This is a genomic window from Rufibacter roseus, assembly GCF_001647285.1.
Taxonomy (GTDB): domain Bacteria; phylum Bacteroidota; class Bacteroidia; order Cytophagales; family Hymenobacteraceae; genus Nibribacter; species Nibribacter roseus.
This window is the reverse complement of the sequence record NZ_LRML01000014.1, coordinates 38,145-61,874: the sequence shown is the minus strand read 5'-3', so window position 1 is coordinate 61,874 and position 23,730 is coordinate 38,145. Positions and strand designations below refer to the sequence as shown.

At 46.1% G+C, this 23,730-nt stretch carries 17 protein-coding genes; 8 read left to right on the top strand and 9 right to left on the bottom strand.

Annotated features, from left to right (window positions below; all coding sequences use genetic code 11):
* Positions 1–15 precede the first annotated feature (15 nt).
* From A8O23_RS17360 to kduI, 9 genes are all read right to left on the bottom strand, one after another.
* A complete protein-coding gene (locus tag A8O23_RS17360) occupies positions 16–507 on the bottom strand; it encodes a TRAP transporter small permease (RefSeq protein ID WP_066624002.1) in 492 nt (163 codons plus the stop codon).
* Between the two features lie 11 nt (positions 508–518).
* Positions 519–1,583 (bottom strand): TRAP transporter substrate-binding protein, encoded by a 1,065-nt coding sequence (locus tag A8O23_RS17355; protein WP_066624000.1) that lies wholly within the window; start codon positions 1,581–1,583, stop codon positions 519–521.
* Positions 1,584–1,592: 9 nt separating this feature from the next.
* Complete coding sequence (locus A8O23_RS17350; protein ID WP_066623993.1) at positions 1,593–2,252, bottom strand: bifunctional 4-hydroxy-2-oxoglutarate aldolase/2-dehydro-3-deoxy-phosphogluconate aldolase; 660 nt, start codon at positions 2,250–2,252, stop codon at positions 1,593–1,595.
* Positions 2,242–3,261, bottom strand: coding sequence for a sugar kinase (locus A8O23_RS17345; protein WP_066623988.1), 1,020 nt, complete (start codon positions 3,259–3,261; stop codon positions 2,242–2,244). The genes A8O23_RS17350 and A8O23_RS17345 overlap by 11 nt, the downstream gene beginning before the upstream one ends.
* A gap of 9 nt (positions 3,262–3,270) precedes the next feature.
* Positions 3,271–4,668 carry a glucuronate isomerase gene (gene uxaC / locus A8O23_RS17340; RefSeq protein ID WP_066623986.1) on the bottom strand — a complete coding sequence of 466 codons (1,398 nt, stop codon included), beginning with the start codon at positions 4,666–4,668 and terminating at the stop codon, positions 3,271–3,273.
* A gap of 129 nt (positions 4,669–4,797) precedes the next feature.
* Positions 4,798–6,219, bottom strand: a complete 1,422-nt coding sequence (locus tag A8O23_RS17335) for a tagaturonate reductase (RefSeq protein ID WP_066623984.1) — start codon at positions 6,217–6,219, stop codon at positions 4,798–4,800.
* A 62-nt stretch (positions 6,220–6,281) separates the two neighbouring features.
* The gene (locus A8O23_RS17330; RefSeq protein ID WP_066623981.1) at positions 6,282–7,349 is read right to left on the bottom strand and encodes a LacI family DNA-binding transcriptional regulator; all 1,068 of its coding nucleotides are present in this window, start codon (positions 7,347–7,349) and stop codon (positions 6,282–6,284) included.
* A gap of 23 nt (positions 7,350–7,372) precedes the next feature.
* Positions 7,373–8,161, bottom strand: a complete 789-nt coding sequence (locus A8O23_RS17325) for a gluconate 5-dehydrogenase (protein WP_066623979.1) — start codon at positions 8,159–8,161, stop codon at positions 7,373–7,375.
* 6 nt (positions 8,162–8,167) lie between these two features.
* Positions 8,168–9,007, bottom strand: a complete 840-nt coding sequence (gene kduI, locus A8O23_RS17320) for a 5-dehydro-4-deoxy-D-glucuronate isomerase (protein WP_066623977.1) — start codon at positions 9,005–9,007, stop codon at positions 8,168–8,170.
* Between the two features lie 1,076 nt (positions 9,008–10,083).
* Here kduI and A8O23_RS17315 point away from each other — a divergent pair.
* The 8 genes from A8O23_RS17315 (at position 10,084) to A8O23_RS17280 (ending at position 23,718) form a co-directional block, all read left to right on the top strand.
* Positions 10,084–13,401, top strand: a complete 3,318-nt coding sequence (locus tag A8O23_RS17315; protein WP_066623975.1) for a SusC/RagA family TonB-linked outer membrane protein — start codon at positions 10,084–10,086, stop codon at positions 13,399–13,401.
* A 13-nt stretch (positions 13,402–13,414) separates the two neighbouring features.
* Positions 13,415–15,271, top strand: coding sequence for a RagB/SusD family nutrient uptake outer membrane protein (locus A8O23_RS17310; protein WP_066623973.1), 1,857 nt, complete (start codon positions 13,415–13,417; stop codon positions 15,269–15,271).
* 30 nt (positions 15,272–15,301) lie between these two features.
* Positions 15,302–16,900 carry a DUF5123 domain-containing protein gene (locus A8O23_RS17305; protein ID WP_066623971.1) on the top strand — a complete coding sequence of 533 codons (1,599 nt, stop codon included), beginning with the start codon at positions 15,302–15,304 and terminating at the stop codon, positions 16,898–16,900.
* 75 nt (positions 16,901–16,975) lie between these two features.
* Entirely contained in the window at positions 16,976–18,448 is a 1,473-nt protein-coding gene (locus A8O23_RS17300; protein WP_066623969.1) for a pectate lyase, read from the top strand.
* A gap of 138 nt (positions 18,449–18,586) precedes the next feature.
* On the top strand, positions 18,587–19,873 hold the full coding sequence (locus A8O23_RS17295) for a DUF4861 domain-containing protein (RefSeq protein ID WP_066623967.1): 1,287 nt from the start codon (positions 18,587–18,589) through the stop codon (positions 19,871–19,873).
* Between the two features lie 122 nt (positions 19,874–19,995).
* Complete coding sequence (locus A8O23_RS17290) at positions 19,996–21,411, top strand: pectate lyase family protein (RefSeq protein ID WP_066623964.1); 1,416 nt, start codon at positions 19,996–19,998, stop codon at positions 21,409–21,411.
* A 13-nt stretch (positions 21,412–21,424) separates the two neighbouring features.
* Positions 21,425–22,366 carry a pectinesterase family protein gene (locus tag A8O23_RS17285; protein ID WP_066623961.1) on the top strand — a complete coding sequence of 314 codons (942 nt, stop codon included), beginning with the start codon at positions 21,425–21,427 and terminating at the stop codon, positions 22,364–22,366.
* A 104-nt stretch (positions 22,367–22,470) separates the two neighbouring features.
* The gene (locus tag A8O23_RS17280; RefSeq protein ID WP_066624160.1) at positions 22,471–23,718 is read left to right on the top strand and encodes a glycoside hydrolase family 88/105 protein; all 1,248 of its coding nucleotides are present in this window, start codon (positions 22,471–22,473) and stop codon (positions 23,716–23,718) included.
* The last annotated feature ends 12 nt before the right edge of the window (positions 23,719–23,730 follow it).

The window sequence follows — 23,730 nt, the reverse complement described above, 5'->3', positions numbered from 1 at the left end:
GATAGGCCTGAGAGCCTAGAACATTTCTTTGCCTATGACTTCTGACTCATTGCGCTTCTCCGTCAAATTCATGAAGCTGTAGTAAATAATGAGTAAGCCACTTAATGGCAGAACACTGTACACGTAGCCCAATGGCACGTTAAGGGCGGCAGAAGTTTGGTTGAGGGTTAGGGTAATGTACACCAGTTTCAACCCTCCCCACACCATCACGAACAGGGCAAACAGCGCTACCAGAATATTGATGAAAATACTGAGGTTTTTGGCGCCTTTTCCGGTCATTTTGGAAGGAATGATGTCGATGGCCAAGTGTAGTTTTTTGCCGGTTACATAAGCAGAACCCAATAAACCCACCCATATTAAGAGGAAGCGGGCCAGTTCATCGGTAAAGGAGCTGGGAGACCGTAGTACATAGCGTGAGGCTACCTGCCACAGTACATTCAGTACCATGAAGGCCATGAGAAAGACTAAAAGTCCGAACAGAAGGCTGTCTATTTTTTTGCGAATCATCTGGCTGTGGCTTATAAGGTATGCGAAGTAGCTTCAGATTGAGCGGGCGCTTTTTCGGCAGCTTCTATTCTTTTAATGAGTGAATACACCTCCGGCTCATTTCTGTAGGTTTCATAAAGCGGCTCCACTAGCTTAGAAAATGGTTCTTTGTCGGGGTAACTCACCTCTACACCTGCTTTCTTCACGGCTGCCAGTGCTTCGGCCTCGGCCTTTGCCCATAGCTGCCGCTGCACCACCGCTGATTCGTCAGCGGCTTCCTGAAGCCACTTCTTCTCTTGATCGTTCAGTTGGTCCCACACCACGGTGCTCACCATCAGTACGTCCGGTACCATGGTATGCTCGTTCAGAGAAAGGTATTTACTTACCTCATAGTGGCGTGAAAGGTAAAAGCTGGGCAGGTTATTTTCAGCGCCGTCTACCACGCCTTGCTGCAGGGCAGTATACAGCTCGCCCCAGGCTGTTGGAGTAGCTGCGCCACCAAAAGCATTGATCATAGCAATGGCCGTAGGGCTCAACTGTACCCGAATGTTCATTCCCTTCAAATCTTCCGGACGGTTGATCGGCTTTCTGGTTGAGTAAAAGCTGCGGCTTCCGGCGTCATAGAAAGTAAGTCCCTTGAACCAGTACTTTTCGCCCTCAGCTAAAAATTGGTCGCCAATGCTGCTTTCCAAAACGCGGTAATAATGCTCTTTCGTTTTAAATATGTAAGGCAGGCTGAGTACCTTGTAGTTTGGAGAGAAACTTTCCAAAACGGCCGCTGACACTTTGGTCATGCCTAAGCTGCCAATCTGGAGCAGTTCCAGACACTCGCGTTCACTACCTAACTGGGCATTTGGGTAAATCTCCAGCACCATTTTTCCGCCTGATTTCTCCTTTACCTTTTCAGCCATGAACAGCATGGCCAAGTGCACAGGATGGGTTACCTCCAACGCGTGCGCCAGTTTAATTTCAGTGGTGTCTTTTATTTTTTTGCAAGACGAGCCAAAAATGAAAGTACCTAGCATGAACAACGCCATCAGAAGTTTGGTGGGCTTTAGTTGGCGTTGAGTTATTGTTTGTTTGTTCGTTTGGTGCATGTTGTTCTGTTAAGATTGGCTTGCCTTCACCAGGCGCAGGGCTTCTTGGGTTTGGGTGCGCAACTGATCGTACTGGCGGTTAGCCAATACTTCTTTGCTAATCAATTTACTGCCCATCCCTACGGCACAAACCCCTGCTTTAAACCAAGTTTTAATGTTCTGCTCATCCATCTCCACTCCGCCGGTTGGCATGAAAAGTTGGCCAGGGAAAAGTTCTTTTATGGAAGAAACAAAGGCCGGACCTACAATATTGGCTGGGAAAATCTTTATTAGCCCAGCCTGTGCGGTTTGAGCCACATGAATTTCAGTAGGGGTAAAGCAGCCGGGTATCCAAAGCAAGCCCGCTTCATGCACTCTGTTGCCAACCGCAGGGTCAACAATTGGAGCTACAATGTAATCAGCGCCGGCTTTCAAGAAATCCTCAGCCTGTTGCACCGTTTTGATGGTGCCAATACCTAGGTGCAAATCTGAGTAAGAAGCTAATTCAGACTTCAGATACCTGAAATTCTCTAACGCTGCAGGGCCACGATTCGTGTACTCCAGGGTTCTGATTCCGGCATCATACAGCGTTTTTATAATTTCAAGACTTACTTGGGCATCTTCATAAAAGAAAAGGGGGAGTAAGCCTTGGTCAGTGATCGCTTTTAAGGCAGTTTCTTTATTGGGCATATTCAGTGATGGTATGTTCAATCTCGGCTACCGTGCTGGTGGTGGCGTCGCTTGGGATAAACAATTTTTTAAAGGCTGCCGCAGTGGCAAACTCCAAGGTTTTCTCTGGAGAGTGCTGGTGATAAAATCCGTATAAAAGTCCAGCCATAAAGCAGTCGCCGCTGCCTACTTTGTCCAGAATTTTCTCTACCACATACTCCTGCGACGTGATTAATTCGCCTTGTGTGTAGAGTGTGGTGTAGTAGCGGATGCCCTGCTGGTGGTCGAACCGAAAGGTGTTGGCTACCGTTTTGCAGCGCGGAAACTCTTTTAAAATTGCCTCAGAAGTAAGTTTTGCATGCTGCAGTAACTTTTCTTTCTCGGTGTTCTGCACCAGTTCCTCTTCTAGAGGCATGCCTAACATATTATGCGCTGCCCAGATATTTCCCATGATCAGGTCACATGATTGAGCCAGGGCGGGCATTATTTCTACCGGATCTTTCCCGTATTTCCAGAGCTTGGCTCGGTAATTCAGGTCCAGAGACACAAAGATGTTTTTGCTTTTAGCTACTTCCAGCGCTTCGGCACAAACGTCGGCAACTTGTTGGGTGAGAGCAGGGCAAATGGCGCTGAAATGGAACCATGATACATCCTCGAAAACAGTATCCCAGTCAATGGTACGTGGCTTTAAACCAGCATAGGAAGAGCCGGCGCGGTCATAGATAACACCGGCGTTCTTCAAGTCCTTGCCTTTGGGCAGGTAATAGAGGCCAACCCTGTCACCTTGCAGTAAAATGCGGCTGGTGTCTATGTGGCGATCTTGCATATATGCCAGCAGCTGTTCAGACATAAAATTGTCAGGCAGCGCGGTCATGTAAGAAGAAGGCACGTCCCATAAGGCCAACGCCGTGGCCACATTGAGTTCGGCGCCACCCACAAAAAAAGGCAGGCGGTTTTCTTCCAGCCATTGCCCTTTCATATCGGGGCAAATTCTCAATAATAACTCTCCAAAGGATAAAACTTTGCCCATGCCCCTAGCTTAGAAGTTGAAGTATGACTTGGCGTTGTTATAGCAAATGTTCTCCACCATCTGGCCTAACCATTCCATTTCAGAAGCCGGTAATTCGCCGTTCTCCACGTCGTTGCCCAGCATGTTGCAAAGTATTCTTCTGAAATATTCGTGGCGTGGGTAGGAAAGGAAGGAACGGGAGTCAGTGAGCATACCCACGAAACGGCTCAATAAGCCCATGTTAGACAAGGCATTCATTTGGCGCTCCATGCCTTCTTTCTGATCCAGGAACCACCACGCAGATCCGTACTGTACTTTACCCGGCGTACTGCCGTCGTTGAAGTTGCCGATCATGGTAGCATACAGCTCGTTCTGGCTTGGGTTCAGGTTGTACAGGATGGTTTTGGCCAACTGGTCAGAATTGTCCAGCTTGTCCATGAATTTAGACAGCGGTCGGGCCACGTCAAAATCACCGATGGAATCGAACCCGGTATCTGGGCCCAGTTCGCGCATCATGCGGGTGTTGTTGTTACGCAACGCTCCCAAGTGGAATTGTTGCGTCCAGCCTTTGGAATGATCCATTAAGGCCAGGAACACCAATACAGCTGATTTGAATTTCAGCACTTCTTCTTTGCTGAGCGCCTGTTTTTGTAGCGCTTTGGAGAATATAGCGTTGATTTCTTCGTCAGTATATTCCTCGGCGTAAATCGTCTCCAGACCGTGGTCAGATAAGCGTCCGCCCTGGGCATGGAAGAAATCATGGCGCTGTTTCAGGGCATCCTGCAGGTCTTGGTAAGACGAGATAGACACACCAGAAGCCTGCTCTAGTTTCTGCAAATAGGTCAAGAAACCAGCGTCTTCAATGGCCATGGCCTTATCTGCCCTGAACGTAGGCAACACTTTCAAGCCGAAGTTATCGGCGGCAATTTTCTGGTGGTATTCCAGGGAGTCAACGGGATCATCAGTCGTGCAGATGATCTCTACGTTCATGGCTTTAAGAATGCCCCGCACGCTGAACGCGTCGGTTTGCAGCATTTCGGTGGCTTGCTCGTAAATTTCTTTAGCCGATTCTGGCTTTAATATTTTCTCAATACCAAAAGGCCGCTTCAGTTCCATGTGCGTCCAGTGGTACAGTGGGTTGCGCATGGTGTACGGCACGGTTTGCGCCCACTTCTCAAACTTATCAAAATCAGGCGCATCGCCGGTGCAGAACCGCTCGGGTATACCGTTGGTACGCATGGCGCGCCACTTGTAGTGGTCGCCCTCCAACCAGATTTGCGTCAGGTTGTTGAATTTACGGTCGTTAGCTATATCCTCCGGCGACAGGTGGCAGTGGTAGTCAATAATGGGCATGTTCTTGGCATGCTCATGGTAAAGTCTCTGGGCCGTTTTGGTCTGAAGTAAGAAGTTGTCGTCTAAAAATGACATGTACTTTGAGTCGTTTATTGGGAAATGAAACAACAAAGGCTTTTACAGCTTTTGTGTTTTAAGCATGATTTCGTGAAAATAAGTCAAAAACAGCGACCATTATAAAAATTGCCGCTGTTTTTGGAAAGATTAGCCTACCTGAACTTCCTGTTGCTGCAAAGCTTTCAGTTCCTGAGTAACGGTGGCCTCAAAACCTTCAATCAGAGTAAGGTCGGTATCCCAGAAGTCCTGATTAGAAAGAATGGCGTTTACGGTTTCTTCCGGAGTAGCTTTAGACCAGGCGGCTTTGAAAGCGTCTAAAACATCTTGGGTGTCGTTCAACGGAATTTGCTCACCATTGAATTCGCCTTTGTAGAACAGAATGAGGGCGGCCAAAGAGCGCAACAGGCGCTGGGGCAGTTGTCCCTTTCTGGCCTGAAATTCCAAAACCGAAGGCAAAACGCGCACTTTGTATTTAGACACGGAGTTCAACGCAATGGACATCAACTCGTGGCGGATGAACGGGTTCTGGAAACGCTCAATCACGTCGTTGGCAAACTGTTCCAGCTCTTCTTTTGAAAGGTCAAGCGTGGGGATAATCTCCTCAAAAATGGCTTCTTGGATAAACGTGCCGGCTTTTTCGTCTTCCACTGATTCTCGTACCGTGCGTAAACCTTGCAGATAAGCCACCGGAACCAGAGCGGTGTGGGCGCCGTTCAGAATACGTACTTTGCGGGTGCGGTAAGGAGTAAGGTCATCTACAAATTTTACTTGTAAATCAGCTTGGTCGGTCGGGAAGGCAGCGGCTACGGAAGCCGGTGCCTCAATCACCCATAGGTGGAAAGGCTCCGCTTTCACCACCAGGTTATCTTCAAATCCGATCTCCGCTTGAATCTCTTTGATGTTGTCTTTCGGGAAGCCCGGCACTATGCGGTCAACCAATGTGTTGCAGAAGATAGTGTCATTTTCTACCCAAGCTACAAAACCTTCGGGCAGGTTCCAGTGTTGGGCAAACTGCAACACTGTTTTGCGCAGGTTCTCACCGTTTTTCTCAATCAGTTCGCACGGAATAATGGTCAAGGCTTTGTCAGCGGCACCATTGAAGTGCTGGAAACGGCGGTACAGCAAAGCGGTCAGTTTACCCGGGAAGCTGGAAGGAATGGTATCTGGCGTGGTGTCATTTGCCTCAAAGCAAATACCGGCCTCGGTGGTGTTGGAGATGATGAATTCCAGTTCTGGGTTCTCACCACGCTGTAAATACGCCTGGTAATCGTCATAAGGGTTCAATCCGCCGGAAACGCAGGTGATTAAACGGGTTTCCTGGGTGGCCTCACCCCCCTGGATGCCTTCTAATAATACGTGGTACAAACCGTCCTGCTTGTTGATCAGGTGCACTATGCCTTGGTTGATAGGCTGCACCAATTCCACGGAGCCGTTGAAGTCGGTTTTTTCGTTCAGGATGTCAACAATCCAATCCACGAACCCACGCAGGAAGTTTCCTTCTCCGAATTGTAGTACTTTAACCGGGCGTAGGGCGGTGATATTGGCGGTTTGTCTATTTAGAGGTTGCATAATGCGTTGATTTGGAGTGTCTGAAATAAGTATGAAGGTTCGGATGGATCTATGTTCTGAGTTTATTTCTTAGGTCCAGTTCCTTTTAAAGAGGATCCCCTAATAATTAGCTCCGGCTTAAGTACTGTTTTTTGGGGTACTAACTTATTGTCTCCCGATTGCTTGAAATTCTCAAAAAACAGCTCGGCCGTAATGCGGCCCATGGTAAGACTGAACTGGTCTACTGTGGTAAGGGCTGGGTCAGAGAAAGAGGTAAAAGGTTCGTTTCCGAAACCTGCTAGCGCAATATCTTGCGGCACTTTCAGGCCTTGCTCTTTTGCTACCTGCATGGCCCCCATAGCTCCGTAGTCACTGGCAGAAAATACAGCGTCTGGGCGTTGTTCTAATTTCAGCAGTTGCTTCATGCTTTCCCGGCCATCTTCAAGCTGAAGATTGCTTTTAATCACGAGCGATTCATCAAACGGAATCTCATGATCACGCAGGGCATCTAGATACCCACGAAGGCGCTCCTTGAAAATGCTCACTTTTTTAGGGCTGGTGAAGTGGGCAATCCGTCGGCAGCCCTGCTGAATGAGATGTTCCACTACTTTGTAGGCACCTAAATAGTCATCAATCATAACCTGGCTTACTTCCAGATCATCAGTGGTGCGGTCAAAAAGCACCAGCGGAATGCCTTTTTCCTGAGGTCTTTTAAAGTGGTCAAAGTTCTCCGTATTCTTCCCTATGGAGGCAATGATACCGTCTACCCGAGCACTCAGTAACGCATCTACCGTCTGTACCTCCTTGTCATAGTTGTCATACGACTGGGAGATAATGACTTTATAGTTGAGTTTGTTGGCTATCTCTTCAATTCCGCGTACTACCGAGGCAAAGAAAGAGCGGTCGGCGGTAGGAATGATAATGCCAATAATATAACTCTTGCCATTACGAAGCGCAGCGGCAATATTGTTGGGCTGGTAGTTGAGTTGCTTGGCTGCTTTCAAAACAGCCTTCTTGGTCACGTCACTGATTCTGGGGTTATCGTTTAACGCCCTCGAAACCGTTGAAGCGGTAATGTTCAGCTTCTCAGCTATGTCATGGATGGTCACCTTGTTTCTTGGTGCCACGGGTGCCGGTTCATTGCTCTTCATTGGTGATCCTCCTTATGTAATGCTTACTCCTCGTTGCTCGGTTTCCCGATTGTTGCCAATATCCCTCCGTCTACATATAAAATCTGGCCATTCACAAAGTCACTGGCCTTGCTGGCCAGAAATATGGTGGCTCCGGCTAAATCGTCTGGGTCACCCCAGCGTCCGGCAGGTGTTCGGTGAATAATGAATTCGTTGAACGGGTGGCCATCTACCCGAATAGGGGCCGTCTGGTCCGTGGCAAAATACCCAGGGCCTATTCCGTTCACTTGTATATTGTACTTGGCCCACTCAGTGGCCAGATTGCGTGTCAGCATTTTCAAGCCACCTTTGGCTGCGGCATAGGCCGATACCGTATTGCGACCTAACTCGCTCATCATAGAGCAGATATTGATGATTTTACCTACTCTGCGCTCCACCATGTACTTGCCCACCAGCTTGGACATGATGAAAGGACCTGTCAAATCTACATCCAGCACCTTCCGGAAGTCTTCCACCTCCATTTCAAGAGCCGGAATGCGTTTAATCATGCCGGCATTGTTCACTAAAATAGCAATGGGGCCTACCTCACGTTCAATGGTTTCTACATGCTCTTTGGCCTGCGCTTCATTCGTGACATCAAACAAATAACCTTTGGCATGAATGCCTTCTGCCGCATAGGCCTCCAAGGCATTTTCCATTTTAGCCGGAGTATTGCCGTTCACCACTAATGTGGCCCCGGCTTTAGCAAGGGCCTTAGCCATGGCCATGCCCAACCCATGGGTGGCACCGGTAACCAAGGCAACTTTTCCGCTTAAATCAAATAGGTTCAACATGCCTGCTTATTTAAGGTCAGTAATGGGGAATTTGTCCATGTCATTGTAGTCTAGGTTTTCGCCGGCCATACCCCAAATGAAGGTATAGTTAGAAGTGCCTGCGCCGCTGTGGATAGACCATGGTGGAGAAAGCACCGCTTCATAGTTTTTCACGAAAATGTGGCGGGTCTCCTGAGGTTCTCCTAAAAAGTGGCAAACCACTTGGTCTTCTGGTAACTCAAAATAGAAGTAGGCCTCCATGCGGCGGTCATGGGTGTGAGCAGGCATGGTGTTCCAGACACTACCCGGTTGCAATTCAGTCACCCCCATCTGTAGCTGACAGGTATCTACCACTGCATTAATCAACACCTTGCGGATAGTGCGGTGGTTTGAGTTTTCCAGCGATCCTAACTCTACCGTCTCTGCTTCTGCCAATGATACTTTCTTAGTTGGGTAAGCTTGGTGGGCAGGGGCCGAGTTGAAGTAGAAACGTGTCTCGCCGTTTGGAGCAGGGTGGAAAATCACTTCTTTCACTCCCTTGCCCACATATAAGGCTTCCTTGGTGCCTACTTCTATCACTTCGCCGTCTACCGTTACAGTGCTGGGAGACGCTACATTGATAATTCCCAACTCTCTACGATCCAGAAAATTCTCTGATCGAAGGGTAGGGAAGGTTTCTAGTTTAACCGATTGGTCGACGGGGTTCACGCCGCCCACAATTAACCGATCATATAAAGTGTATACTAACTGTACAGAATTTTTCTGAAACAGATTCTCTATCAGGAAGTGCTCCCGTAGTTTTTCAGTGCCGTAGCTCTTGAAATCCTCAGGATGGATAGCGTGACGAGTAGAATGAGTTGTGTTCATAGTTCAATAGTGTAAATTATGTAATCGGTTGCGCAAAATGCAAATATTATTGCACATTTTTTTAAGTTTTCTTTAGATTTTTCTGATTTTGATCAAAATGAAAATGGTAAATGAGGGATATTGAGGAGAGGAAATTATTCAAAACAAAGCCTGTAGGTAGATAGTTTTTGCAAAAAAAGCAATTATGGGTAATAGATGATGTGTGCTGAGAGGATAAGGTGAGAAATGCAATCGGTTGCCCTTAAAGGTGTCTTGGGTTTGAACTTTGGGTATGCTGGTATAGAAGCAATGATTTGTTTTTTGGTTAATAAGCCAGTTGCTTTCCGTCATTCTTGCTGAGAATTGTGCCGCGAGCAATAGAGGTTAAAAGGTCTAAGTTAGTGAGTATAATATTAATGGAAAGTTAAAGGTGCTTAAAGATGACAGTGAAATTTAGCTGTAGTGAACAGGGTGGTATTGTTAAGAGCTCATTAATCCTTCTTTTGTATTGATATAATATAGGCAGAGAAGTGGCTTATGTTGAAATATCTAGTATTTATTGGTGGTAAAACTGTAAATGCAATCTTTTTTGTAGGCCACCAATCTACTCGGTAATAGGAAAACCAGCAGAGGGATAAATTTTAACCTGAATTGCTGGAGGAGGGGCGGGCAGAATGGAGTTGGTTGTAAGGAAAGGGTATTTGGCGCGAGGACAGATGGGGCTAGAGGCATGAGGTAGAGTTGTTCAACAATTGCGCAAGACAGGCAGTGCTGGTGTTTAAGGTGTCAGTTTTCAGGTATTTAGATGTAATCGTTTGCGCAGGCATGTATGAAAATTTGAAAATTTATCAATAAAGCACGTGTTGCTGGGGATTTGTAGTGGTTTTGAGCTATTCTTGTAGATGAGAAAGATTTGTGAGAAAATGTTAATTGAGAGCGTGTGTTAGGGTTGATTTTAAAAATATGTCAAAAAAAGCAGCTATTTTTTTGTTATTAATTTTAAATATTGGTAAATATGCAATCGGTTGCTCAGATTATAGCTGTCACCATTATTGTAAAAGAGTTAATTACTAATAAACAAAACCCAATTGTTACCTATGCAACAAGCCTTACTAAAGAAGATACGGTACCTGCTGGTGCTGCCTTTTCTCTTCGCTACCGTTTTAGGTGCTTTCGCCCAAAGCGTTACCATTACCGGAAAAGTAACCGATGAAAAGGGTGAAGGTCTGCCAGGGGTGACTGTTCTTTTAAAAGGAACGACCACAGCAAGCGCTACAGATGTTGAAGGAAACTATACGCTTTCTGTTCCTTCTGCTGCGGGCACGCTCGTGTTTTCCTACATTGGTTTTATGCCGCAAGAAGTTGCCATCAATGGCCGTACTACCGTTAACGTTTCTCTGGCCTCAGACGCTAAGTTGATAGACGAGGTGGTAGTGGTAGGATACCAGACTGTAACCAGAAAAGAGCTAACCAGTTCAGTTTCTTCGGTGAATGCCAAGCAGTTGCAGGATATTCCGGTAAGTACGGCAGGTGACGCATTGGCTGGACGGTTGGCTGGTGTGCAGGTAACTTCATCTGAGGGGCAACCCGGTGCTGAAATTTCGATCCGAGTACGTGGGGGTACCTCTATCACAGGTGATAACTCTCCATTATATATAGTAGACGGAATACAGGTAGAGAATGCCCTTAACTTCCTTTCTCCGCAGGAGATACAGTCTATAGACGTATTGAAAGATGCAGCTTCCACCTCCATTTATGGAGCAAGAGGTGCCAACGGTGTGGTGGTAATTACTACCAAAGGTGGTAAAGAAATGCCTACCCAAATTACGTATAATGCCTTTGCTGGTGTAAGAAGCATTGTTAATAAGCTGGATGTTCTGAATCCGCATGAGTTTGCCTTGTATCAATACGAGGTGCATGACCTGAGAGGAGCTGATGCAAGAAATACTTTCAGAGATCGCTATGGCCGTTGGGAAGATTTGGATATATACAGAAATATGCCTGCCAGGGACTGGCAGGAAGAATTATTTGGACGCAATGCCAAAAGCCAGACACATATTTTAGGTGTAACAGGCGGCTCTAAATCCACTTCTTTTAATTTCAACCTGAATCACGCCGATGAGGAAGGTATCATGCTTAATTCAGGTTTTACGCGTACGCTTGCCTCTTTTAAGTTTGACCATAAGGTGTCTGACCGTTTAAGAACTGGTCTTACCACTCGCTTAAGCCGTCAGGTAATTGAAGGTGTGGGGTCATCAGAAGGACAGGCTGGTAATAACAGGCTTAGAAATGCTGTTAGATATGCCCCTTTTGTAGTTCCTGGGGTGAATGATCAGATAGAAGACCTTGACCCGGAAGAGTTACGTCGGAATAACCTGGTAAATCCCTTAGATCTTGTAAGTCAGGAAATTCGTTTTGACAATAGAAACGATATAATCTTGAATGGTTGGTTCAGCTATGACCTTATAAAGAACTTGTCTTTCAAAACGGTAGCTGGTATAGCTTATACTGATAGGGAGAACAAGCGGTATAACGGACCCCTTACATCCATAGCAAGGAATAATGACCTTAACAACCAAGATCCTTCTATACCATTAGAAAACAGAACAGCTTTTGTACAGTTTGCCGGCAGTAGATCGCATACTATTACCAATTCAAACACGCTGCAATATAAAACCAAGATTGCCGAAGAGCATAGTTTGAATGTACTGGTAGGGCAGGAGATCTGGCAAAGACGCACCGAGACTACGTCTTCCACCATTGGTTGGATTCCTGCTGATTTACCGGTAGAGCAGGCGTTTGTTGGCTTGCGCCAGGCAACACCTCCTGGTTTGATTCCTCAGGATTTCCGTCCTAATGCTGGTGAATTCGAAGAAAGGCTGTTCTCATTGTTTGCGAATGCTAATTACAGCTTCCGTGACCGTTATAGAGCTTCTTTCTCACTTAGAAGAGATGCCTCTTCTTTATTCGCGCCTGAAAATCGTGTAGGTATTTTTCCATCTGTTGCTCTAGCCTGGCATATTGGTGATGAACCCTTTATGGAAGGAACCAAAAGCTGGCTGTATGATTTGAAACTAAGGGCTAGTTATGGGGCTGTTGGTAATAACAGAATAGACCCTGACCAATGGAGAACGCTGCTTGGACCATCTAATGGCTACTCATATGCGGATGGATCTATAACTCCAGGTTTTGAAGCGGGTGTATTGGCTAATAGATTCCTCACCTGGGAAACAACTATTTCCAGAAACCTAGGTTTAGACATTGCTTTATTCAACAACAGAGTAAACGTTACCATTGATGCTTACAGGAACTCTACAAATGATCTTCTGCTTCAGGCTGACATTCCACAATCTGCCGGCTACACCAGACAACAGCAAAACGTAGGTAAAACTAGAAACCAAGGGGTTGAATTGCAGTTAGACGGGGTGATTGTTGATAAACAAGCGTTTACTTGGAGTGCCAATTTCAATATTGCCTTCAACCGCAATACCATTGTAAGCTTAGGTAATAACTCATTTGGTGCTCCAAACCCTGATTACAATGTTGGTTCTGGTTGGTTAGGTAATGCAAATACCTTCCCAGACTTTAGAGTAGCCGTTGGAGAGTCAGTAGGTCAGTTTTACGGATATGTAACCCACCCGGACAAATTCTATAGAGTGGAAGACTTCGAAACAAATGCTGATGGTAGCTTCCTGATGAATGGCAGTAATTTTGTCTTGAAGCCTGGTGTTCCGAATAGCCAGTCAGCTGTACTTGGTGGCAATTACCCACGTCCCGGAGATTTGAAGTTAATGAAGACCACTGAAGGTGAAAGCATGCTGATTACAGAAGCAGACCGGACTATCATAGGTAGTGCATTACCTAAATTCATAGGTGGTTTCAATCAACAATTAACCTTTAAAAACTTTGATTTTAGCGTGTTTATGGTTTTCTCTTACGGCAACCAGGTTTACAACGCAAACAAAGTAGAATTCTCTGGCATGTATACTCAGAACAATGCCAACGTGCTGGGCTTTATGAGAGACCGCTGGAAGTGGTATGATGATAACGGGCAAAGAGTGACTGACCCACAAACATTGGCAGCCATGAATGAGAATACCCAGTATTGGACGCCTACAAGAGGTAACTATTTCCTGCACTCTTTCGCAATTGAAGACGGCTCTTTCCTTCGTATCAGTAACGTGACATTGGGCTACTCTATTCCTGAAAGCCTTGTTGCCAGAACAAGAGTATTCTCTAAGTTGAGAATATATGCTACTGTAAACAATCTCTATACATTCACCAAGTATTCTGGGTATGACCCGGAAGCGAACACAAGAAGAACAGGACAGTATGGTCCGCTCACGCCATCTGTAGACTATGCTGCATATCCGCGTAGCCGTTTTGTTTTGGGCGGTGTTAATGTGACATTTTAATTAGACTAAAGAGATGAAATTCAATAAAATAAAATCTGTCCTGCTGTCTGTTACAGTGGGTGGTATGGTAACAGTAACCTCTTGTAATGATTATCTGGAGGTAGTAAACCCATCCACCTCTTCGCAAGAGATAGTATTTTCTAATGTTAGATTTACTGAGGCGGCCCTTACAGCTACCTACAATAAACTAATGGGAGATTTCGGTTATGGTGCCCGCCTGGCCTTCTATATTCCTTCTGCCGATGATTTCTCTTTTCTGGCGGAATGGGACCAAGATAACCGTACAGCCTTCGGCCATTTTGGTGTTGGCCCTGGAAATACAGATATCTATAACTCGCTTGTGCAGCTGTATGAAGGTATAGAACGTGCGAATGTAGTTATCAAGAATATCCGGATATCGCCCCTTTATACAAATGGTACACCCCAGCAGCAAGCTACTATGCGTAAGTTTCTTGGGGAAGCGCTTACATTGCGTGCGCAGTTTTATTATGAAATTATAAGAAACTGGGGCGATGCTCCGGCAATGTTTGAACCGGCAAGTGACACTCAGAATCTGTTTGTAGAGAAAACAGACCGTGATGTCATATATGATAGGATTTTGTCTGATTTGCTCGAAGCACAGGACCTGGTGCCTTGGAGAAATGAATCTAATGATCCTGTCACTCGCGTTACAAAAGCGGCAGTAAAAGCTTTAAGAGCAAGAATTGCATTAGCTGCGGGTGGATATTCGCTTAGAAAAGAGCCAAAGGCGATGGCTCGTCGCTCAGACTATAAGAAGTACTACCAGATAGCAAGAGATGAATGCTGGGATATCATCCAGCATGGAGATAATAGACTGAATCCGTCATTTGAGAATGTATTCAGAGCGTTACACGGAGCGGGTATTCAGGATGAGACAAGGGAAATTATCTGGCGGATAGGAGCAGATGCTAATAGTGCGAGTACAGATAGTAAACTTGGAATACAGGCTGGACCACGACATTTAGCGGGTAGATATGGTGGTGCCAACACCCTGGCAGAAGCTGTTCCAACTTATTTCTATGCATTTGATTCCATTGCTGATACCAGAAGAGATGTTACCATAGCTTATTTTCAGGTAAATGCTGTAGGTCCGGAAACTGTAAAACAGGTAATCAGCCCCTGGAGACATGGTAAATTCAGAAAATACTGGGCAGATCCTAGCAAATGGGCTGGTACTAACTATGCAGGTATTGATTGGCCAATGATTCGTTATGCTGATGTTTTATTAATGTTTGCTGAGGCAGAAAATGAGATAAGTGGAGGAGCTACAGGCCCTGCCATTCAAGCCTTTGAAGAAGTAAGAAAAAGAGCTTACTCGGCAGAGTGGAGAGACAGAATGGGGGTTACTCCAACAGGCAAGGATGAATTCTTTAAGGCTATAGTAAATGAGCGTTACCTTGAATTGGGTGGGGAAGGTCTGCGCAGGTATGATTTGATCCGCTGGAACTTGTTGTCTACTGTAATACGGGAAACAAGGGAGAAATTAGTGGAAATGCGTAATCAAACTGGTCGATATGCCAATGTGCCTGCTCGTGTCTTCTACAGAGCCACACCACTAATAGGGGAGAGTACTACCGCACATCATGAGATGCAAACACTCGACTTATTGGGTGCAAGCGGAGGAAACCCTATAGCATCTGTTATGTACCAACCTGCACCAACTACATCTGCACCAGAAGGGTACACGTCTGTCAACTGGGGTCTGTCGGTGTCTGAGCAACTTGCTACTAGCCCTACCAGGATATTTGCAAGCCAATTCAGAGAAAATGACAGAGAGTTACTTCCATTCCCAACAAGGTTTCTGAATTCGAATGCGAAACTGACGCAGGATTTTGGTGTAGGGCAGTAAGTGTAGATAAAAATTAAAACAGATAGAAAAATGAAAAATCTTTTTTCAACATATCTCAAGTTACCATCCCTAGTCCTGGCACTTGTGGTTATAGGATTCGCTTCTTGTAAAGAAGACGACGAAAATCTTGCCCCCATGCGGATGTTTCAGCCCGGTGGAATCATTAGTTCCTCTAGCGGAGAATCTTCTGTACGGTTAAGCTGGAAAACACCACCTAATACTGTTGAAAGCAATGTGTCTTATACCGTAGAGGTAGCTAAAGACACATTGTTTGAAACCCCAGTTGTTTTTTCAGGGGTGACTGATACAACTTACATTGTGTTAACGGAAGATGACATCGCTGTTAAAGAAACTTATTTTGCCCGGATCAAAACCAATGCTACAGAGACATCTGGCGGTGAATCTAAATGGTTAACCAGTAACAGTTTCAGGATTAGAGGAATTCAGTTATTCTTAGACAACCCAGTAAAAGGGACAGATATTGCTGATAACGCAGTTATTCTTCGGTTTACGTCTAGAGAAGAATTAACAAGAATTGTACTTACTTCAGAATCTGGGGCTACAAGAGAAATAACTCTTACACCTACTCAAAAGGCCCAAGGAATGGTAACGGTAACTGGTCTTGAGTCACGTACAACATATACAGCCGATATTTTGGCAGGTAACAGAAACAGGGGAAGTACTACTTTCAGAACTAAAGAGCCATTGTCTGGTATTCTGATAGACCTCCGTGAAATTGAGGGTAGACCTGGTGTGTTAGAAGACACCATTACCCAAGTTCCGAACGGCAGTACTATTATCTTAAAAAGAGGTTTTACCTATACTATTTCTTCTACAACTTTATTAGATAGATCAGTTACTATTACCAGTGGTAGCGATTTAACTGTTCCAGAATTAGCTTCTATCTACTTTACAAGCAATTTCAATATAGTAGCGGGGAGCAATATTGAAAAGATTGTGTTCAAAGATGTGATTATGTCAAGTGATGACGCAACTTCACGGTATATCTTCAACATAAACAATGCTTCAGCCATTGATACTGTTTCTTTTGATAATGTTAGAGCTAGTAAATTCAGAGGAATAGTAAGGTTGCAATCTCAGCCTACCACTATCAATAACTTCAGAGTAAATAACAGTGTTATTGACAGTATAGGAAGTTATGGAGTAATCAACATAGACGTTGCTTCCTCTAAAGTTGAAAAAATCAGCATTAGAAACTCCACTATTTACAAGGCAGAAAAGTTTGTGGTTAGTCGAAACAATTCCACTTCTGTTTTACTGGAAAACCTGACTATCAATGAACTTCCAATTGCCGGACAGTATTTAGTAGATTACAATACATCTAATAATGTTTCGGATGGAATAGTACTCAGGAATGTGATTCTGGGAACTGGAAAAGCAGATAACCAGACCATTAGAGGTATTAGGGCAGGTGCTACTACTACCGTTTCAGTCAATAATAGTTATAACACTTCTGACTACGTAACAACCAACTTCTCTATTTCCGGATTAACTCCATATAACGGCACTGCTTTAAATCTGTGGGTAAACCCTAAAAATGGAGACTTCAGATTTAAAGATCAAAACTTCCCTGGCAGAAATACTGCTGGCGACCCAAGATGGAGATAAGTGCAATCTGATTTAGAATAGGTACAGCTACCATAGCTGTACCTATTCTACTTTTTTTTAAAAATTTAGTCCCCTATGAAGTATCAAAAGAAGTTGGCAAAAGTGGTAGGATTAGCGATTTGCCTAGCCTTTGCAAATTGCAGTGGTTCAGACAAAGATCCTCAGCCGGAAGACATTTCACCTGAAGGACCAACACCAACAGTAGATGAAGTAAAGGCATTCCCAGGTGCAGATGGATTTGGGCAAGTTGCTACTGGTGGACGTGGTGGTAAAGTGTACTATGTCACCAATTTGAACGACAGTGGTATTGGTAGCCTCAGAGATGCGGTGAATAGGACCGGAGCCAGATATATTTTGTTTAACATATCAGGGAATATCGAACTTCGCTCAGAACTCAAAATCAACAATCCTAACATTACCATTGCGGGACAAACCGCGCCTGGTGATGGAATCACAATTAAAAACTACCCGGTAACAATCGCTGCTGATAATGTCATTATCAGATATATCCGTTTTAGAATGGGCGATACCGGTGAGGCCGAAGGAGATGCTTTGTGGGGCCGTTACCAAAGAAATATAATTATTGACCATTGCTCTATGAGTTGGTCAACAGATGAGGCTGCTTCTTTTTATTCAAATGAAAACTTTACCCTGCAGTGGTCCATCCTCTCTGAGAGCCTGAGAAATTCGGTGCATAATAAGGGAGCGCATGGCTACGGCGGTATCTGGGGTGGCCAAAAAGCATCCTTCCACCATAACCTATTGGCCCACCATGACAGCCGTAACCCTAGGTTTAACGGAGGAGGGCGCTCCGGCATGAACGGAGGTCGGTACTCCGACGAGCACGTTGATTTCCGAAACAATGTCATCTACAACTGGGGCAATAACAGTGCCTATGGCGGGGAGAACGGGAAATACAACATGGTTAATAACTACTACAAACCCGGTCCGGCCACGCCAAGTAGTAAAAACAAACGCATTATGCAAGTATCTTTTGAAAGCAACCCTACCTGGGGGGCTGGCTATGGTACTTTTTATATAGCAGGAAATTACATGCACAACAATGCCACTGTCACGGCAGATAATTGGAATGGTGGGGTAGATTACGACAGCAGCATACCTTTGGCGCAAAGAGCTAACGTGCGGTTGCAGGCTCCTATTGAGTACCAAATTTCAACAGAACATACTGCTGAACAAGCCTACGAGAAAGTATTGGCTTTTAGTGGCGCTTCCCTGAAACGTGATGCAGTTGATCTGCGCATAGTGGAAAATGTAAAGAATAGATCGTTCACAGCCCCAGGATCAAGGGGCAGCACCAATGGCTTGATTGATAGCCAGTCAGACGTGGGAGGTTGGCCAGAACTGAAGTCTACCGCCGCACCTGTTGATACAGACAATGACGGTATGCCAGATGACTGGGAAATAGCGCATAAGCTTGACCCTAATAAGCCTGAGCCCAACGGAAGACATCTGAGCACTGCTTATGACAATGTGGAGGTGTACATCAACAGCTTGGTGAAAACAATCACTGAAGAACAAAAGAAATAGTATTTAAAGTGTGGTGAGGTAAGTCTACCTCGCCCATACACGTCAGCGCTGAGTGGTGTAGGTGAATCTGTAGAAACGGTATGGAAGGAGTGAGAAAGGTTTTCCGACATCTCTAGACCAGACACAGTTAATAGTAAGATGAACAGTAAAGTAAAATATTTGCTGCACCTGGTTGTAGCAGCCGTATTCGTTACATTCTGGGGCTGTGCCTCATCAGAGCAGGTTTCCGGTGATTTCCAGAAATCATTTAAGGTACAGGTGAAGAACCCGCTGAACCGAACCAGAGAGAACGTGATGGTCTTGCTGCAGGAAGAAGCGCTGCAAAACTTGAACTCATTCAATCCGCAGGCATTTGCCGTATTTGATGGCGACACGGAGGTACCAAGCCAGTACAATTCCCGTGACGCTGAGAACCGCGGAATTGTGCTTGTGTTAGACCAATTGGCTGCCGGTGAGAGCAGGAGCCTGACGATACGCTACAACACCAGTGGCACAATCGCTAAAAGTTACCCAAAACGTACGCAGGCTGAGCTTTCCAAAAAAGTAGGTGGCCGCTGGGAGAACCGCAAGTACATTGGCGGCGATTTCCAGAAAATAGATTCGCTGCGGGTGCCTGATGAATTGACCGACCATTCTTACTACCTGCGTTATGAAGGTCCGGGCTGGGAATCTGATAAGGTGGGTTACCGCTTTTACCTTGACTGGAGAAACGCCATTGACGTGTTCGGGAAGAAAACGGATGAAATGGTGCTTCAAAAGGCGGGCCTAGATGGCTATGATTCTTACCATAAAGAACAGGCTTGGGGCATGGATATCCTCAAAGTTGGCAAGGCTTTGGGCGTGGGAAGCTTAGCTATGTTTGACAAAGGCAAAGCCATACGGGTAGAGAAAACCGACAGCACCTACAGCAAAATAGCCCAAAACGGACCGGTATATTCCTCTATTGTCACGGACTATTATGGCTGGCAGGTAGCAGGGCACAAACTGAATGTGCAGTCACAGCTGAGCATTCATGCTGGTACACGTTTAACGAACCACCAAATAAGGGTGACAGGCGGGCAGCCGAAGAACCTTAGCACAGGCCTCACGAATGATAAATCAGCCAAACTGGTCACAGACAAAGGAGAGGCAGGCAAAAGCTTCGGGTACATGTATACTTACGGTAAGCAAAGCCTTAACACGCCACCAGATAATGTTGGAATTGCCGTTCTCTTCAGACCCCAAGATTTCATCACGTTTTCTTCTGAAGACCCCTTGAGCCATGTGGTTCAGTTAAAGCCAACCAACGGGAAGTTGCAATACTACTTTCTGGCAGCCTGGGAATTAGAGCCGAATGGCATCAAGACCGAGGAACAATTCCGGCAATACATACAGAACACTGCCGAGGAGCTGGCCAACCCGGTTCAGGTAAAAATTAGTCAGTAGAACTTACTGAAGAAAGGTGTTTTGAACCCTTTTTTCAAAAATACGCCTAAAACAGCAAAAAGGGTAAGAAGGGTCAAAAAAGCCACCTTGTAGGGTGGACAATCATTTAATTTAACCAGTACATGAGCTTACATTCACATACAGCCTTCTCAAAACTAGCCTTGCTAGGGGCCGCTTTCCATCTTTTTAGCCTCACAGGTTGCGCGCAGAAAACCTCTACCACAACAGCTTCTGCCACAACTACACCTCAGTCAGATGCAACACCATCAGAAGCTGGCAAGGCCTTGGCTTTTCCGGGGGCTGAAGGATTTGGGAAGTACACTACGGGCGGCCGTGGCGGGCAGGTGGTAGTGGTGACCAACTTGAACAATGACGGAGAGGGAAGCTTAAGGGATGCCATTCAGAAGAAGGGGCCGCGCATTATTGTGTTTGCCGTGTCTGGTAACATCAAATTGCAATCTCCCTTAGACATCAATAACGGGAATGTAACTATTGCCGGCCAATCAGCCCCAGGCGAGGGGATAACGCTGCAGAATTACCCCGTCAGCATAAAAGCTGATAATGTGATTGTGCGTTACCTGCGTTTTAGAATGGGAGATCTGGCGGCTCAGCAAGCCGATGCGGTAGGAGCTAACAAAGGGAAAAACAACATTATTGTGGATCACTGCTCTATGAGCTGGGGCACCGATGAAAGCGCCTCTTTCTATAGGAACCATAATTTTACGTTGCAGTGGAGCATCATTGCTGAAAGCCTGAACCAATCGGTACATGCTAAAGGAGAGCACGGGTACGGCGGTATTTGGGGCGGCGTGGGAGCCTCGTTTCACCATAACTTAATTGCCAGCCACAACAGCCGTACTCCAAGATTTAGTGGTTCCAGTTCAACCCAGAACTCACCAGACGAGTTAGTCGATTTCACAAACAACGTCATCTTTAATTGGGGACAGAACAACGTGTACGGGGGAGAAAAAGGCCGCTACAACATGATTAACAACTACTATAAATCAGGGCCAGCTACCACCTCGTCTAAAAAAGACCGCATTGTAAACCCGTCACAGCCTTACGGAAAGTTCTATGTGAACGGAAACTATGTAGAAGGTTTTCCTGAAATTACTAAGAACAACTGGGCCGGAGGAGTGCAGTGCGACCATCCAGATTCAACCAGAGCGGTAAATCCTTTTGAAGTGGCCGCTGTAAACTTGCAATCTCCGCAGGAGGCATATGATATAGTCCTGAAAAATGCCGGTGCCAGTCTGAAAAGAGACGAAGTTGATGCCCGCGTAGTAGCGTACGTGCGCAGCGGTAACCCTACCGCGGGTAAAAAGAACAACGGCATCATAGACTCTCAGAAAGACGTGGGTGGATGGCCAGAACTGAAGGCCTTGCCAGCTCCTGCAGATGCAGACAAAGACGGTATGCCTGATGCGTGGGAAAAGCAGCATAAATTAAACCCTGCCCAAGCGGCAGACGCAGCGGCTTATACGCTTGACAAGCAGTATACCAACATAGAAGTGTATTTGAACAGTTTAGTGAAGTAGGGGAGGGAACCGAATGAAGTGGCTTTTATTAACCGTTATTGGATTGTGCAGTTTTTTGGCGCAGGCTCAGCAGAAAATGCTGGTAGTGGCGCAAGACGGTAGCGGTGACTATACAACCATTCAGTCGGCGGTAGACGCCATTCCGGCTTTTCCGGAGAACCGGATAGAAATACACATCAAAAACGGTACCTACCGCGAGAAGCTGGTCATCTCTTCCTGGAAAACAAATGTGTCTTTCATTGGCGAAGACCGGGAGAAAACCGTGATTGTGTGGGACGATTATTCCGGTAAGGGAGACATCAACACCTTCACTTCTTACACGGTGCTGGTGCAGGGCAATGGCTTCCGGGCCGAAAACATCACCTTCTTGAACAATGCGGGCCCTGTTGGGCAGGCGGTGGCGCTGCATGTAGAGGCAGACCGCTGCGTGTTTAAGAATTGCCGCATTATCAGTGACCAAGATACCCTGTATGCGGGCGTAGACAACAGCCGCCAATACTACCTGAACTGCTACATTGAAGGCACCACCGATTTTATCTTCGGACCGGCCACCGCTTTTTTCGAGAACTGTACCGTTCACTCTAAAAAGAATTCCTACATCACAGCCGCCTCTACGCCACAGGGACAGCCACACGGGTTTGTGTTCCTGAACTGCACCTTTACTTCTAATGAAGCCGCCACCAAGGTTTACTTGGGCAGGCCCTGGAGACCTTATGCCAAAACGGTTTACCTCCATGCCAAACTGGGTGACCACATCCGGCCCGAAGGCTGGCATAACTGGAAAAAACCTGAAGCCGAGAAAACGACCTTTTACGCAGAATATAAATCTACCGGACTGGGTGCCAACCCAAAGCAAAGGGTGGCATGGTCAAAGCAACTGAAAAAGAAAGAAGCCAAGGCATACACCCCTGAAAAAGTACTGGCCGGTGATGACAACTGGAAACCAATAAAATGACCGTACCCGTTTTGGGTCTGTTTTTGCTAAAACAAACCCAAAACACAAACTACCAGTGCCTGCATTCATGGCACCGCCCCTATTACCTGAACCAAACAAAACAAATGAAGAAGATTACCTCCTATATAGCCCTAGCCCTTTTAGTGTTGACGAGCGCGTGCAGCTCCAGCCAAACTGCAATCCAAAGCGCAATACCTTCCTCTACGTCAGGAAAGCCGTGGTCGGTGTGGATGGCCGATTCTGAAATGAAACGGAGCCCACAAGGCTGGATGATTGATTTCCGTCCGGCGCCGAAGTGGGACTATACCCAAGGCCTTTTCGCCAGTGCATTGGAGCGGGTATGGAAAAAGACCGGCGACCAGAAGTACTTCACCTACATCAAAGCCTTCGCTGATACCATGATTACCGAAAATGGTACCATCAAGACTTACAAAAAATCAGACTACAACATTGACCGCGTAAACCCCGGCAAATTTCTGATTACGCTCTATAAAGAAACTGGTCAGCAGAAATATAAAATTGCCCTGGATGATTTGCGCGACCAAATGCGCACCCACCCAAGAACCGCCGAAGGTGGTTTCTGGCACAAGAAAATTTACCCGCACCAAATGTGGCTGGACGGCTTGTACATGGCCACTCCTTTTCTAGCCGAATACGGGGCAACATACAACGAGCCAGCTCTGTTCGACGAGGCTGTAAAACAAATCTACCTGATTGACAAGAATACCTGGGACGAGAAAAAAGGACTGTTTTACCATGGCTGGGATGAGAGCCGTGAGCAGAAATGGGCTGACCCACTCACAGGTTTATCACCTAACGTATGGGGCAGAGCCATGGGCTGGCTGTCAATGGCCTTGGTGGATGCCTTGGATTTCATTCCGGAAAACCACCCGGAACGTGATGAGGTGCTGCGTGTAACGCAGAAAATGGCACAAGCCATTGCCCAATACCAAGACCCGGCCACCGGCCTTTGGTGGCAAGTAGTAGACCAGGGCGGCCGCGAAGGCAATTACCTAGAAGGCTCCGCCTCCAGCATGTTCACTTACTTTTTGGTGAAGGCGGCAAAGAAAGGCTATATAGACCAGAAGTACATGCAAACTGCCCGCAAAGGCTACAGTGGCATTTTGAATAACCTTATCAGAAAAGAGGCTGACGGCACCATTAGCATCACACAGGTGTGCGCGGTGGCTGGTCTGGGCGGAAACCCATACCGCGACGGAACCTACGAGTACTACATTCATGAAGAAAAGCGTGACAATGACCCTAAAGCCGTAGCGCCTTTCATTATGGCATCTATTGAGTTTGAGGAATTAAACAAAGGCGGCGCCAAAACGGTGTCGGCATCTAAATAGGCTTAATAGTGT